Here is a 14319-nt window from a genome sequence, read left to right on the forward strand (position 1 = left end):
TGCTAATGTAAGGTGCCACAATGGAATAGGTACTAGTAAAGTATGCGCTAATAAAAAGCTAAAAACGGCGCAAATAAGTGTTGAGCTGGTAAAAACAAAAAACGCCATCAAGTATGGCGCTATAAAGTTGTATTGATTTCTCATTGATACGTCATTATAAACTGCTTGGCGCGCTTTTATTTAATTCGCGCAAGCTTTTTAGCACTTAATCTTATTTATTGTCTGTTTTTGCATTAAAAGGCTCTGTGTCAATGAACGTTAATGCTCAGTTCATTTGAAACAGGGCTATTTTCAAAGGCAATAAAAGCAAATTATGCTAAAGTAGAGCATGGATGTTATCCCAAGTTTTGAGGTTAAGCAGTTTGACGTTAAGCTTTAACCATAAATTATCTAATGATAGGCCCTCTTATGCAAATTTATCTTGCCAATCCACGTGGATTTTGTGCTGGTGTGGATCGCGCGATTGCGATAGTGAACGAAGCATTGACACGTTTTGAGCCACCCATTTATGTGCGTCATGAAGTCGTGCATAACAAATTTGTGGTCTCAGATTTGGCCAATCGCGGCGCGGTTTTTGTCGAAGAGCTGCACGAAGTGCCGGATGGTTCAATCGTGATTTTCTCAGCGCATGGTGTCTCAAAGGCGGTCGAAGATGAAGCAGAGCGCCGTGATTTGACCGTATTTGACGCCACTTGTCCATTGGTTACCAAAGTACATATCGAGGTGGCACGATTTGCCCAAGACGGGATGGATGCGGTATTGATTGGTCACGCAGGACACCCTGAGGTTGAAGGCACTATGGGGCGTTTTAATCGTCGCCACGGCGGGCAAATTCATTTGGTCGAAAATGAAAGCGATGTTGAGGCTTTAAATGTGCAAAACGCTGAGCATTTGGCTTTTGTAACCCAAACGACTCTTTCGATGGATGATACCGCGCGCGTTATTGATGCGCTGCGTGAAAAATTCCCCAGTATTCAAGGCCCACGCAAAGACGATATTTGCTATGCCACCCAAAACCGCCAAGACGCGGTCAAAGATTTAGCCGGTCGTTGTGAAGTGGTGTTGGTGGTTGGTTCGCCAAACTCGTCAAACTCTAATCGCTTGCGTGAGTTGGCTGAGCGTATGGATTGCCGCGCCTATCTGATTGATAATGCCACTGAGATGGATAGAAACTGGTTTGATGGCATTCAAAGTGTTGGCGTTACTGCTGGCGCGTCTGCGCCTGAGATATTAATCCAAGAAGTGCTACAACAATTGCAAGATTGGGGCGGAGATTTACCAAGTGAGCTGTCAGGTATCGAAGAAAACGTGACCTTTAGCTTGCCAAAAGCGCTGCGAATTCCGGTCACGCAAGTAGGTAAATAGCATGAATAAGCAGAAAAAAGGCTTTGTGTTAGCAGAAGCGACGCTTGCTGAGATTAATAAACAGTTAAAAATTAATCTGTTTACCATCGTTGTGCTGATTGTCATGCTGGTGCTGAACACTGCGCAATTTATGAAAGAGTATAGTCTTTTATATGGCGCGCTTATCGCTGTCATGGCGTTTTTTCTATTTATAATGGCCAAAAGTCGCACCATGCTTATGATGAGAAAACAACAGCTTACCAAGTAAATGCTAAAGGTAAATTAAATATAACCGTTATTATGAAAGACCAACCTATTAAAGTGGTCGAGAATACAGCATTAATAAAGAAGATTAGATTAAGGATGTTCATGCCAGCTTATTATCAGTTTATCAAACGCGAGCAGCTAGAAGGTGGCGTTAGCGTTGCCCATTATCAGCCAACCAAACATGCACAAGGCGCTTGGAATGAACACGAGCAGCATATGGCACCAGCGACTGGCCTGCTGACCGCTGAGCTTGAAAGTTATGCGCCGCAAGCAAATATGCGTATCGCTCGTATCAGTCTGGATATTTTAGGCTTGATACCGCTTGATGAGTTTACCGTTACCACGCGTTGTATCCGTCCGGGTAGAACGATTGAGCTAATTGAGGCGGTCATGAGCAGTCGTGGCCGTGATGCCATTATCGCCCGTGCTTGGCGACTGCTGACCCAAGATACTAGTGAGATTGCCGGACTTGAAGATCAAAAAGCGCTGTATCAGCCTGAGGATTTGCCTGTTTGGGATGGTATGAAAGGCTGGCCGGGCGGTTTTATCGAAAGCGTCCACTTGGTTGCCGAGCCCGACCGCCGTGCTGGTCGTGGTATGGTATGGATTACCAATGATGTTGAGATGGTAGAAGGCGAAACGACTGACGATTTGGTACATCTAATGGGGATGGTCGATACCGCCAATGGCGTCGTGCCACGCTTGGGACTCGGCTTATCAAAATTGCAATGGATGTTCCCCAATACGGATTTGCAAATCCATATGCATCGCGCGCCAAAAGGGCGCTGGCTTGGCATCGAAGCGGTGCAACAATACGGCGATGACGGTATTGGACTGACCAGTGCCGTGCTGCATGATGTGCACGGGCCGTTTGGTCGTAGTGAGCAAATCTTGACTATCCGCCCTATGCCGCGTTAATTTTAGTTATTGAACAACTATGCGTTAAATAAGTATGGGTTAAACATTAAACAACGAGCAACCAAACGTAACGTTATCAAAGTTGCAACTTGCCCTGTCAAATGGCATTTAGTTCATAACGTTAGGCTATAAAAATTTTGTTATCTAATTATATAAAATAAATCAAAAGTATATAGTTAATTGATTATACAAATAATTGAAAATCGGTTGTAATGGAATACCACAACGAGGCAAGGTGATTCAAAACTGCTATGATGGGTTTTGATAGTGAAGGTTACCTTTCACTTTATCCTTGCAACAACGATAACTAAAGGAATATGACCATGAACGATATGAACGATAAAAAATGCCCTTACGATATGACGCCGTTGACCATGAGTAATGGCGCGCCAGTGGTTGATAATGAAAATAGTAAAACCGCGGGCAAACGCGGTCCTCTACTCGCAGAGGACTTATGGCTTAACGAGAAGCTTGCTGATCTAAACCGAGAGGTTATTCCTGAACGCCGTATGCACGCCAAAGGTTCGGGCGCGTTTGGTACTTTCACTGTCACCAATGACATTACTCAATATACGCGTGCTGATATTTTTAGCGAAGTGGGTAAGCAAACGGAGATGTTTGCGCGCTTTAGTACGGTGGCAGGTGAGCGCGGCGCTGCTGATGCTGAGCGTGATATTCGCGGTTTTGCCCTAAAATTCTATACCGAGCAAGGCATTTGGGATTTGGTCGGTAATAATACGCCGGTATTTTTCGTTCGTGACCCGCGCAAATTTCCAGATTTAAACAAAGCGGTCAAGCGTGACCCACGTACCAATATGCGTTCGGCAACCAATAACTGGGACTTTTGGACGTTATTGCCAGAATCTTTGCACCAAGTCACCATTACCATGAGCGACCGAGGTATCCCAGCCTCTTATAGACATATGCATGGCTTTGGCTCGCATACGTATAGCTTTATCAATAGCGACAATGAGCGTTTTTGGGTCAAATTTCATTTCCGTACTCAGCAAGGTATCAAAAACTTAACCGATGCCGAAGCCGCTGAAATCATCGCCTCGAATCGTGAAAGCCATCAAGAAGATTTGCTCAGTGCCATCGACAATGGCGATTTTCCAAAGTGGAAAATGTACGTGCAAATCATGCCAGAAACCGATGCCGATAAAGTGCCTTATCATCCGTTTGATTTGACCAAGGTATGGCCAAAAGGGGATTATCCGCTGATTGAAGTTGGCGAGATTGAGCTTAATAAAAACTCAGACAATTATTTCTTAGACGTCGAGCAAGCGGCTTTTGCGCCGAACAATCTCGTGACTGGCATCAGTGCCTCACCAGACCGTATGCTACAAGCGCGTCTCTTTAGCTACGCCGATGCTCAGCGTTATCGCGTTGGCGTCAATCACAAGCAGATCCCAGTCAATAAACCACGTTGTCCGGTGACCAGTAACCACCGCGACGGTCAAATGCGTGTCGATGATAACTACGGTGGTCGTCCACACTATACGCCAAACAGCTTTGAGCAGTGGCAAGATCAGCCGCAGTACGCTGAGCCAGCTTTAAAGATTGATGGCTACGCAGCGCATTACGATTTCCGTGAAGACGATAGTGATTATTTTAGCCAGCCGCGCGCACTGTTTAACCTAATGAACGATGAGCAAAAGCAAGTGTTGTTTGATAATACCGCCCGCGCGATGGGTGATGCGCTTGATTTTATTAAATATCGTCATATTCGCAACTGTAACTGGTGCGACCCTGCTTATGGCGTAGGCGTTGCCAAAGCCCTTGGCATGAGCGTTGAAGACGCTATGGCAGCACGTGAGAATGATCCTGCTCGTCATTTACCTAGCTGTTTATAATCTCTGTAGAAAATAAAAACGATAGAATTTAGCTGTTCTATATTTATCTAAAAACACCGCCTTAGGAAACTGGGGCGGTTTTTTTTATGCTTAATTATTTTTTTAGCTTAGTTTAGCCTATTTGATCTTGAAATTTTTACCCGTGCCCCTATCTGATTAGGCAGCCTAGCAGTATTTACAGCGCCTTCTTGCTAATCAAATTTAGTAATTAGATTGGGTAATCAAATTGGCTAAACTGCTAGTATTTGAAAATTTGTGATTTATGCGTGCTGGTAACAGCATTTTTGGTATCAATAATAGGAGTTTTTATGAGTGAACAGACCCAAGCGGATAATAAAAACGCTAATGACATCAATATTAATAAAGACAGCCCAGAATTAAAAAAACACAGTTTTGAAGCAGAAGTGGCGCAGCTGCTGCATTTGGTGACGCATTCGCTTTATTCTAATGCCGATATTTTTGTGCGTGAATTGGTTTCGAACGCATCGGACGCTTGCGACAAATTGCGCTTTGAAGCGACCAATGACGACAGTCTTTATGAAGATGACGGCGAGTTAAAGATTCGTATCGCTGTCGATGAAGATGCCAAAACCATTACCTTTATCGATAACGGCATCGGTATGAATGAAGCCGACGCCATCGAAAACTTAGGAACGATTGCCAAATCTGGTACTAAGGCTTTCCTCGACAAATTGTCTGAATCGCAAAAGCAAGATGGACAATTAATTGGTCAATTTGGGGTTGGTTTTTACTCTGGATTTATCGTGGCTGATACCATTAGCGTTGAGTCACGAAAAGCGGGCGAGCCTGCCGATAAAGGTGTACGCTGGGTTTCAGACGGCACCGGTAGCTTTACCGTTGAGCCAATTACCAAAGAGACGCGCGGTACCAGCATTACTTTGCATCTAAAAGAAGAGTACAGCGAAGGCGAAGATAATTATCTAGACCGCGGCAAAATCAAGCGTTTGGTCAATAAGTACTCAGACCATATTAGCTTGCCGATTCAGATGCGTAAAGAAGTCTGGCAAGAAGATGTGAAAGAAGAGGGCGACGACAGTGACGCGCCAGCAGGCGGTCAGATGGTCTTGACCGACGAGTGGGAAACCATTAACAAAGCCAGTGCGCTTTGGACCCGCTCAGCATCTGAGGTTGAAGATGATGAGTATGTCGATTTTTATAAAAACATCACTTATGACATGGATGCGCCGCTAACATGGACACACAACCGCGTTGAAGGTCGCGTTCAGTATACCCAGCTTTTATATATTCCGAAAAAAGCGCCGATGGATTTATACACGCGTGAGCAGCAGCACGGCTTAAAGCTTTATGTGAAGCGCGTCTTTATTATGGACGATGCTGAGCAATTGCTGCCGATGTATTTGCGTTTTGTGAAAGGGGTCATTGATTCAGCGGATCTGCCGCTTAACGTCAGCCGCGAAATCTTGCAAGAATCGCGCGATGTTAAATCTATCCGAGATGGTAACGCGCGCCGTATTTTGACCTTGCTAGCGAGCCTTGCTAACAGCGAAGATAGCGATAAACAAGAAAAATTTGCCCAATTCTATAGCGAATTTGGCGATGTGATTAAAGAAGGCCTTGGCGAGGATATGGGCAATCAAGAGCGTATTGCCAAATTGCTGCGTTATGCCACTAGCACCAACGACAAGGTTGAGATCAGCTTTGAAGATTATAAAGGTCGTATGATTGACGGACAAAAAGCCATCTATTATCTGACGGCGGATAATTTAGCAGCTGCTAAAAACAGTCCGCAGCTTGAGCTGTTTAAGAAAAAAGGCATCGAAGTTATCTTGATGACCAGCCGTGTTGATGAATGGGCGATGAACTTCTTGACCCAATTTGATGGCACGCCGCTGCAAAATATCGCTAAGGGTGCGGTTGATTTAGGCGACTTGCAGGACGAAGCCGAAAAAGCTGAAGCTGAAAAAGCGCAAGAGACCATGAAGCCTGTCGTTGATAAGCTAAAAACAGCACTTGGCGCGCGCGCAAAAGACGTTAAAGTCTCAACGCGTTTGGTTGATAGTCCAGCGTGTCTAGTCATTGGTGAAGGTGAGCTGTCACCGCAAATGATTCAGATGCTGAAGCAAATGGGTCAAGATGTACCAGAAAGCAAACCAACGCTTGAGGTCAATCCTGACCATCCACTGATTAAAAAGTTAGAGAGTAGCGAGCAGTCTGACGACAATTTTGACAAGCTGGCGCAGGTCATTTTTGACCAAGCGTTACTTGCCGATGGCGGTCAACTAGAAGATCCAGCCGCTTATCTAAAACGCGTCAATGAGCTATTGATGCGATAATAATTGCTGCTTAATAAAAGGAGGTCTTGATTTTAAGGCCTCCTTTTTTAATGGATTGTCAATCAACGTTTAGAGTAATTTTTCGGCAGTTTTTACAAATCAGCCTTATCCTCTTGAGCGACAATCCGTTACAATCGCGATAGATTAGCGAGCTAAAATATTAAGTTAGATTTCTCGCTTTTCAATCCTATTTTATCGTCAAATAATAATAAATTGGCGTTATTTCTCTCGACTGGCTAGAGGTCTAAGTCTTTGTCACTTGCGTCATTAAAAACCGTATCGCTTCAGCGCTTCTCGCTCAATTTCGCGGCCAATATTATTGCCACCTTGTGGATGCTGGTCGGGTCGACGCGGGCGTTCTCTTGGGTAAAACCCACCTTTATCCAGTTTGCGGTATTCGCCATATTGGCACTGGGTAGTAATGTCCTATTCTCGTGGTTAGCCGCCGCAAATGGTAGCGTCTTTAATGAGCAAGGATTGGTCAGCTATTTAATTTGGCCAATGATTATTTTGCTCGGCGGTATTATTTTAGCTCGCCGCGCTGGTAACCAAGCGCTGGTTTTTGTGCCTGTCATTTTATGGCTGGTTGCTGATACGCTATCAGCGTTACTGCAAAGCCTGGTACAGTTTTTTGGCAGCTATGGGTGGTTGCCAAGTTGGAGTTATTCTTTTTTACCTATTTTATTTTTAGTGCTGTTTTTATGGCAGACACTCGCTTTATTATGGATATTTTTCCGTCGCCTGCGCATTTCTTGGTGGGAGAGAATCATCGTCTTAGTAGGGGCAGTGGCATTATTGACCATTTGGCAGCGCAACGTCGCCGACCAGCCGATATTTAAGCAAATTCCTGTTGAGCCAGTACTAGAAGAAGCGGCTTTGTACGAGCAGCCGCGATTATTGCAGCAAGCTTTAGACCGTATCGACCCGAGTATACCCGGTAAAAGCGACTGGTATTTTATGGGCGTGGCAGGATTCTCAGAACAAAACGTCTTTCGTTCTGAGATTAATAAAGTGCGTGAATTGTTTGACGTGCGCTTTGGTACCAGTGGCCATTCGCTGGCATTGATTAATAATAACTATACGTGGCTAGATGAGCCAATTGCGACAAAAACCAGTATTTTGCGCGGGTTAAAAACCATCGGTCAGCAAATGAATGCTGATGAAGATGTATTATTTCTTACCCTATCGTCACATGGTGATGAGAATGTTATTCAACTGGCAAATCCACCATTAGCGATGGATAATTTAGATGCCACGTGGCTGCGTGAAGCGTTAGATGCGTCCGGTATCCGCTGGCGAGTGATTGTGGTGTCGGCGTGCTATTCAGGCTCATTTATCGATGAATTGGCATCACCAACAACGGTAATTATTACCGCCTCCGCCGCTGATAAAATGTCATTTGGCTGCACCAATAGTGCTGAGATGACTTACTTTGGACAGGCTTTCTTTGCGGAGAGTTTGCGCGAAAACACCAGTTTTTCTGATGCGTTTAAAGATGCCGCTTACCGCGTGCAAGAACGTGAGCTCTATATGGGTTTTGAGCCATCAGAGCCGCAGATGGTCATTGGTAGCTTAATGGAAACCGCGCTGCCAGCATTTGAGCAAGTACTGTTTGCTAAAACCCGCCCAGCACTCGCCAATATGACTAATCAGCCGAATTCTGTTAAGGTTACTCAAGCTCCTGATACGGCAAACATAATCGATAATCTGCCTGAAAATGACTAAGGCCTGCTGATAAATTAGATTTATGTCGCTACTAAGGCGCGCTTTTTGAACTTTTAAAATACTACTCGAGTGACCGACTGTCTTTAATTGACTTTACTGAATTACTTGTCTTTAACAGTTTGCTTGCTAATAGTAAGGATGGGCAGTTGTCACTCAGCGCTTATTTCGTCTTGGATAAAAAGGATGTCACTTATGAATAATTCTTATAAACACAGTTTGTCTACCAACTCAAAGATTGAGCAAATCAGCGTCAATCGCTGCTTCGATGGCGAGCAGCATTATTATCGTCATGAGTCCACCGCGACCAAAACGCCGATGACCTTTAGTATTTATCTGCCAGATGAAGCGCTGGCTGGGCGCCGTTGTCCGGCTGTTTTATATCTCTCGGGTTTGACCTGCAATGCCGATAACGTCACCCATAAAGCGCATTTTCAACAAAAATGCAGCGAGCTTGGCATGATATTTATTGCGCCGGATACTTCTCCTAGAAGTCATGACGCACACGAGGTCGCAAACGATGAGCGTTATTTTGTCGGGCAGGGCGCAAGCTATTATGTCGATGCGACGCAAGCACCGTGGGCAGAACATTTTAATATGCAAAGCTATATCGTTGATGAATTATACGATTTACTGCGCTCAGAGTTTCCGATTGATAGTATCGGCATCACAGGCCACTCGATGGGCGGTCATGGGGCGTTACTATTGGGCTTTAAGTTCCCAAGTAAGTTTGTCAGTGTCTCCGCCTTATCGCCTGTTTGTGCTGCCAGTGAGTCGGCATGGGGGCAGGCCGCTTATGCAGAGTACTTCGGCGATGATAAGTCGCTATGGGCGCAAGCGGACGCCTCACAGATGATTGTAGAAGTCGGCCAGCAGTATGCCAGTATTTTGGTCGACCAAGGCGCGGCTGATAATTTTTTAGCAGAAGGTCAGCTGCAAACGCCTAAGCTACAAGCAGCGTGTGACAAGGCCAAGCAGCCATTGACGTTACGCTATCAAGCCGGTCATGACCACAGCTATTACTTTATCCAAACAGTGATTAATGACCACATCGAACACCACTGGCGTATGGCGCAAATGGGCTAAGCCTGTCCAATAATATCTGTCTACAAATAATAGCCGTCTAATAGCTGAGCGTATCGTCTGTCATATAACTTGACAGAGCGTTACGCTGATTATTTAATCAAGCGCCTTTACTGTTATAAAATAGATCGGTACAAAACAGATTGGTGCAAAATAGAGCGAGCTTGCCAATAGGCAAAACTTTTTTAAAGGTAAGTTTTATGATGAATAATCTGATAGCGCCATCGAAGACAAATCTGACTAATCGACAGCAGGCGGCTCAATTATCGCGGGTGATAGAGATGGCGTGGGAAGACCGAACACCGTTTGAAGCGATAGCGCACAGCTACGCACTAAACGAGACCGCAGTCATTAAGCTGATGCGCCAAGAGTTAAAGCCGTCGTCTTTTCGCCTATGGCGACGGCGTGTCACCAGCCGTGTGACCAAGCATCAAGCAAAGCGTCCGTTTGATGTCGGTCGCGCGTATTGTAAGAGCCAATATAAACCGCGCTAACGTTTTTTTAAAACGGCTCATTTAAAACCAATCGTTTAATAAGTGTAGTATCTAAATACCAATTCCAGTGATTAAAAGCTTTTTTATTAAATGTTTATACCAACCCAAATAGGTAGCTCAACTATGACTAGCCCAGCCAAACCTTATCTTATCGCGCCTTCTATTTTATCAGCTGACTTTGCCAGACTTGGTGAGGAGGTCGAAAAGGTATTGGAGGCGGGCGCTGATGTCATCCATTTTGATGTGATGGACAATCACTATGTGCCTAACCTAACCTTTGGTAGCATGATATGTCAGGCGCTGCGTGACTATGGTATCGAGGCGCCGATTGATGTCCATCTTATGGTATCGCCAGTCGATAGCATGATCGAGCAGTTTTTAGAGGCGGGTGCGAGTATTATCACCTTCCACCCAGAAGCCAGCGCCCATATTGACCGCTCTTTGCAGCTGATTAAAGATAGCGGTGCTGAATGTGGCTTGGTCTTAAATCCAGCAACACCGCTGCATTATTTAGATTATGTGATGGACAAGGTTGACCAAATCTTACTGATGAGCGTCAATCCAGGCTATGGTGGGCAGTCATTTATTGATGGTACCTTAGATAAAGTGCGCCAAGTCCGTCAGCGTATCATTACCAGTGGTCGCGATATTAGACTAGAAGTAGATGGCGGCATTAAAGCGAGTAACATCCGCGCGATTGCCGAAGCGGGGGCTGATATGTTCGTCGCTGGTTCCGCTATTTTTAATCAAGAAGATTATAAATCTGCCATCGACGCTATGCGCGCCGAATTAGCCTTGGCAAATGGTTATTAATCCCCATTTATAACTATTAGTATGAGTGTTAAGGTTATAACGATGGACTCGATAAGCCATATAAAGGTGAAATATGAACACGCAAAAGCCCATTAACTCGTCAGTATCGCCTGAGCCTATAAAAGAAAAACAGTCGCAAGCCCCAAGCTTAGTACCTAAGGGTATCACTATTGGCATGGCAGCTTTTGCCTTGGTGCTTAGTCTCTCTGGTTATGGTTTTCGCCTGCTGATTGGCGATGATGTCGGAGAAGTGCTGCGTCATGCAGCAGTGATAGTGCCAGCCTTTATGATTGGTATTCCGCTATTTTTTTGGCTCGGTTCGCGCATTTTAAATAAGCTCAAAGGTTTGCATATCGCAAGCTGGAACGCTATTAGCTTGGGCTATTTAACCTCTTGTATAGCCATGCTTTGGTTAATGGGCACTTATAGCTAATAATTGGCTGATGTTAGCGCTTTAACATGGTTATCTTTTAAAACTTTGTCTTTATGGCATTCATCGATTTCTACTTTTTAATAAGTCGCGCTTTATGATGCGACTGGACACTTGCTAGTATGGCTACTTCCTCTAAGAAAATCACCGATATTATTTTCCCAAAAGACCTTCCAAACAGTTTGTTTATTTTGCTGATAATCGCCTGTTTGCTCTTAGGCTTATCCTACCTGCGCCATGGTACCGGACTGCAAGGCTGGCTACACGTCTTTGAAAATTGGCTACTCATGTTGCTTATTATTCCAACTGCCACCGCTACCGTAGCTTTACCGTTTAAATATCGCGACCCGTCGCTTGAGCTCAAGCAAATGTATTATCTGGGGATGTTTGTTGCTTTCTTATTTACCTTAGCGAAATTACGCTATTGGCGTTAATAGCGATTTAGCTCGTTCATAAGGTTGATAAGTAGTATTAAATAGCATTTAGGCAAAACACTTACGCGTCAGGCCTTGAATTGTCGGTGCAAAGCGTCCATTGTATAAGTAAGATAGTTTTGCCCGAATATCTGTAAAACTAAGATTTTATAAACGAAGTCAGCGCCTTTTTACAGACATAAAGCGGGATAATAAGGAAAAAATAGATGCCATACGATATTGATAATGAAATAGAAGTAGATAACGATAGTCGCGATCAGTTCGCTGGATTTGCTAAAGAAACCACGCTTGAGTTGGTTGAAGCAGCGGATGGCAAATTGCTGTTACGTGATGCCGAGGAAGAAGAAGCACCGCTGATGACCATCGATTTTTCTGATAAGCTGAAAGAAATACTAGGCAGCGATACCCAAGCGATTGGTCAGCACATGATTCATGCCGCGATTCAGGTCATTATGCAAAAACAGATGAGCCAGTGGCATGCCCATGTCTATGACAAAGAACCCACTCACTATAGCTAAGGCTAAACAGGCTGATGTCTTCTAAATTTATAGCTTCTAAATCTGTAAGAACGAAATATAGTAGCTGGTTAAAATAGTGTATGGTTGAAATGGTTGGTGGGTCAAAAACTGGCAATAAAAAAAGGGTTTATCTATTGATAAACCCTTTTTTTGTTCAAATAATTTAGTGATAAATTATTTGATTTTTGCTTCTTTAAAGATGACGTGCTGGCGTACTTTTGGATCAAACTTTTTGATTTCCATTTTACCAGGCATAGTGCGCTTGTTTTTGGTAGTGGTGTAGTAATACCCAGTACCAGCAGTTGATACTAATTTAATTTTATCTCTCATGATAGCTTTCCTGTAAATGAGGGGTCTTCAAACGATAGGTACGAGTGCAAAAAGGTCAGTTGCTACGAAGAACGTAGCCAAAAAGCAGCTTGGAAGGTGAAAATTATCGACCACTCAAGCTGCTTATCTTAACTTATACTTTTTGACCTTGTGCGCGTAGATCCGCTAACACTTTGTCGATACCAAGTTTGTCAATGATGCGCATACCTTTGGTAGACACACGTAGACGTACAAAACGATTTTCAGACTCTACCCAAAAACGATGGTTATGAAGGTTTGGTAGAAAGCGACGACGGGTTTTGTTGTTTGCGTGCGAAACATTATTACCCACCATAGGGCGCTTTCCAGTCACTTGGCAAACTCTAGACATGGCGAACTCCTAATCTATGAGGTATGAGGGATTCTCATACCAGTCTGGGCAAGTTGCACGTTTTTGCGGCATGGACACAGCAAGCGGCAGCTTTGCACCAAACAAAACTATTATGAAGGTTGAGCTGATATTACTGTCATCTAAAGGCAAATAACAGGCAAACCAATTCAGAAAATTTTAAAGCCGACATTTATACCATAAAACTAATGAATATTCAAATATTTTTATAATAATCGCCGCTTTAAACGATAGCTATTATACCCTGAATTGCGTGTGCTATGTGATTGATTATTTAATACTAAAGTTCGATTTTTTAGTTGTAAGTTATAACAAAAGTCAGTAAAGTTGCGGTTATATATTTAATACAATCTGTTAATACAAATGCTTTTAATGTAAGTCTACGTATCATTAGTATTCTATTATAAAGCCATGTAATGATTGTGTAAATTTCCTCAGATAAATTGCGTCTGCCGCGGAATTCAAAAATGTCATATAGCTCACTACCACCGACTTCTAAGTTATTTCAACTCACTTCTTTGACTTGTGCTTTAGCATTGGCAGGCTGTGGTGGTGGAGACGGTACCGATGTCGTTGCGCCTACACCTGATTTAGGAGTGAAGCCTGGCACTGGCGGCGGTAATAATAATGGCAGTGGTAATGGCGGTGTACAAACCCCTGTAGAGGATTTTAGTTTACAGAAACTCTATACTGATCCAGCTAATATTGAGCTGAGTGATGAGCCTGTTACATTTAATGTTACTGTTAAAGCAGTGGCAGCATCAGGCGGAGCGGCAATTAATAGGTCTGTGAGCTTGAGTGTTGATGACTCTATTAATACTGGTGTGACCATTCAAGGTGCGAGTGTTCAGAGTACCAATGAGAAAGGTGAAGCCACTTATGAGCTTCGGCTTAACCCACTAGTACTTAATGACGAACAGAAAGTAAACTTACTCGCTCATGGGTTTGGACTAAAAGCAACGGCTAAACAGCCGTCAAATGGCGCAACCATCACTCAAGTGTTGACCGTCCGCATCAGTAAAGAAGGCAGCGGTGATGGCACTCAAACAGTAGTCAGTACTCTTGATATCGACAATCGACTTCAAACAAGTTCAGTATCTAATAATAAGCTAAATCCTTACGGTGATACGGCTCAATTTAGCGTTATTCTCAAAAATGCGGATGGCGCACGCGCTGCAGACGTACAGGTTGGTATGGGAATTGATGATATCAAAGGGGTTGCTATTGCCGGAAGTAACAAAACCACTGATAGCAATGGCATGGCTACCTTTGACATTATTGTTGATAAAGGGGTGGTGTATCAGAAAGTATGCTGAGGAAATAAAAGGAGGAGTGACAGCCAGAGCAAGATGATATATTTGAGGTTATGAAGACACAAATAGATATCAGTTGCCCCGACTGTCACAGTAA

At 43.8% G+C, this 14319-nt stretch carries 15 protein-coding genes; 13 read left to right on the top strand and 2 right to left on the bottom strand.

Features of this window, described 5'->3' with window-relative positions; translation table 11 throughout:
- Positions 1–408: 408 nt before the first annotated feature.
- From ispH to A7325_RS00995, 12 genes are all read left to right on the top strand, one after another.
- Positions 409–1365 carry a 4-hydroxy-3-methylbut-2-enyl diphosphate reductase gene (gene ispH / locus A7325_RS00940; protein WP_068403830.1) on the top strand — a complete coding sequence of 319 codons (957 nt, stop codon included), beginning with the start codon at positions 409–411 and terminating at the stop codon, positions 1363–1365.
- A 1-nt stretch (position 1366) separates the two neighbouring features.
- A complete protein-coding gene (locus tag A7325_RS00945; protein ID WP_068403832.1) occupies positions 1367–1612 on the top strand; it encodes a hypothetical protein in 246 nt (81 codons plus the stop codon).
- Positions 1613–1713: 101 nt separating this feature from the next.
- A complete protein-coding gene (locus A7325_RS00950; RefSeq protein WP_068403833.1) occupies positions 1714–2529 on the top strand; it encodes a thioesterase family protein in 816 nt (271 codons plus the stop codon).
- A 332-nt stretch (positions 2530–2861) separates the two neighbouring features.
- The gene (locus A7325_RS00955) at positions 2862–4382 is read left to right on the top strand and encodes a catalase (protein WP_068403854.1); all 1521 of its coding nucleotides are present in this window, start codon (positions 2862–2864) and stop codon (positions 4380–4382) included.
- Between the two features lie 308 nt (positions 4383–4690).
- Positions 4691–6697: a molecular chaperone HtpG gene (gene htpG, locus A7325_RS00960; protein WP_227514911.1), complete on the top strand. Its 2007-nt coding sequence runs from the start codon at positions 4691–4693 to the stop codon at positions 6695–6697.
- Between the two features lie 252 nt (positions 6698–6949).
- Entirely contained in the window at positions 6950–8422 is a 1473-nt protein-coding gene (locus A7325_RS00965) for a C13 family peptidase (protein ID WP_068403834.1), read from the top strand.
- 192 nt (positions 8423–8614) lie between these two features.
- Positions 8615–9505, top strand: coding sequence for an S-formylglutathione hydrolase (fghA, locus tag A7325_RS00970; RefSeq protein ID WP_068403835.1), 891 nt, complete (start codon positions 8615–8617; stop codon positions 9503–9505).
- A 200-nt stretch (positions 9506–9705) separates the two neighbouring features.
- Complete coding sequence (locus tag A7325_RS00975; RefSeq protein ID WP_197488852.1) at positions 9706–9996, top strand: TIGR03643 family protein; 291 nt, start codon at positions 9706–9708, stop codon at positions 9994–9996.
- Between the two features lie 123 nt (positions 9997–10119).
- Positions 10120–10809 (top strand): ribulose-phosphate 3-epimerase, encoded by a 690-nt coding sequence (gene rpe / locus A7325_RS00980; protein ID WP_068403837.1) that lies wholly within the window; start codon positions 10120–10122, stop codon positions 10807–10809.
- Positions 10810–10882: 73 nt separating this feature from the next.
- A complete protein-coding gene (locus tag A7325_RS00985) occupies positions 10883–11242 on the top strand; it encodes a hypothetical protein (protein WP_068403839.1) in 360 nt (119 codons plus the stop codon).
- Positions 11243–11361: 119 nt separating this feature from the next.
- Positions 11362–11673, top strand: a complete 312-nt coding sequence (locus tag A7325_RS00990; RefSeq protein WP_068403841.1) for a hypothetical protein — start codon at positions 11362–11364, stop codon at positions 11671–11673.
- Positions 11674–11879: 206 nt separating this feature from the next.
- A complete protein-coding gene (locus A7325_RS00995; RefSeq protein WP_068403843.1) occupies positions 11880–12191 on the top strand; it encodes a hypothetical protein in 312 nt (103 codons plus the stop codon).
- 174 nt (positions 12192–12365) lie between these two features.
- Here A7325_RS00995 and rpmG read toward each other — a convergent pair whose 3' ends face one another.
- Together rpmG and rpmB are read right to left on the bottom strand one after the other, a co-directional pair.
- Positions 12366–12521 carry a 50S ribosomal protein L33 gene (gene rpmG, locus A7325_RS01000; RefSeq protein ID WP_010201403.1) on the bottom strand — a complete coding sequence of 52 codons (156 nt, stop codon included), beginning with the start codon at positions 12519–12521 and terminating at the stop codon, positions 12366–12368.
- Positions 12522–12654: 133 nt separating this feature from the next.
- Complete coding sequence (gene rpmB / locus A7325_RS01005) at positions 12655–12891, bottom strand: 50S ribosomal protein L28 (protein ID WP_057761372.1); 237 nt, start codon at positions 12889–12891, stop codon at positions 12655–12657.
- A gap of 485 nt (positions 12892–13376) precedes the next feature.
- Here rpmB and A7325_RS01010 point away from each other — a divergent pair, with 485 nt between their 5' ends.
- Positions 13377–14225, top strand: a complete 849-nt coding sequence (locus tag A7325_RS01010; protein ID WP_068403845.1) for a hypothetical protein — start codon at positions 13377–13379, stop codon at positions 14223–14225.
- Positions 14226–14319: the final 94 nt, after the last annotated feature.

It is taken from the genome of Psychrobacter sp. SHUES1 (genome assembly GCF_001652315.1).
Classification (GTDB): Bacteria; Pseudomonadota; Gammaproteobacteria; order Pseudomonadales; family Moraxellaceae; genus Psychrobacter; species Psychrobacter faecalis.

Bases quoted from the DNA above. Each gene is read 5' to 3' on its own strand.
- ispH (WP_068403830.1), top strand. From the start codon at position 409: ATGCAAATTTATCTTGCCAATCCACGTGGATTTTGTGCTGGTGTGGAT.
- A7325_RS00945 (WP_068403832.1), top strand. From the start codon at position 1,367: ATGAATAAGCAGAAAAAAGGCTTTGTGTTAGCAGAAGCGACGCTTGCT.
- A7325_RS00950 (WP_068403833.1), top strand. From the start codon at position 1,714: ATGCCAGCTTATTATCAGTTTATCAAACGCGAGCAGCTAGAAGGTGGC.
- A7325_RS00955 (WP_068403854.1), top strand. From the start codon at position 2,862: ATGAACGATAAAAAATGCCCTTACGATATGACGCCGTTGACCATGAGT.
- htpG (WP_227514911.1), top strand. From the start codon at position 4,691: ATGAGTGAACAGACCCAAGCGGATAATAAAAACGCTAATGACATCAAT.
- fghA (WP_068403835.1), top strand. From the start codon at position 8,615: ATGAATAATTCTTATAAACACAGTTTGTCTACCAACTCAAAGATTGAG.
- A7325_RS00975 (WP_197488852.1), top strand. From the start codon at position 9,706: ATGAATAATCTGATAGCGCCATCGAAGACAAATCTGACTAATCGACAG.
- rpe (WP_068403837.1), top strand. From the start codon at position 10,120: ATGACTAGCCCAGCCAAACCTTATCTTATCGCGCCTTCTATTTTATCA.
- A7325_RS00985 (WP_068403839.1), top strand. From the start codon at position 10,883: ATGAACACGCAAAAGCCCATTAACTCGTCAGTATCGCCTGAGCCTATA.
- A7325_RS00990 (WP_068403841.1), top strand. From the start codon at position 11,362: ATGGCTACTTCCTCTAAGAAAATCACCGATATTATTTTCCCAAAAGAC.
- A7325_RS00995 (WP_068403843.1), top strand. From the start codon at position 11,880: ATGCCATACGATATTGATAATGAAATAGAAGTAGATAACGATAGTCGC.
- rpmG (WP_010201403.1), bottom strand. From the start codon at position 12,521: ATGAGAGATAAAATTAAATTAGTATCAACTGCTGGTACTGGGTATTAC.
- rpmB (WP_057761372.1), bottom strand. From the start codon at position 12,891: ATGTCTAGAGTTTGCCAAGTGACTGGAAAGCGCCCTATGGTGGGTAAT.
- A7325_RS01010 (WP_068403845.1), top strand. From the start codon at position 13,377: ATGTCATATAGCTCACTACCACCGACTTCTAAGTTATTTCAACTCACT.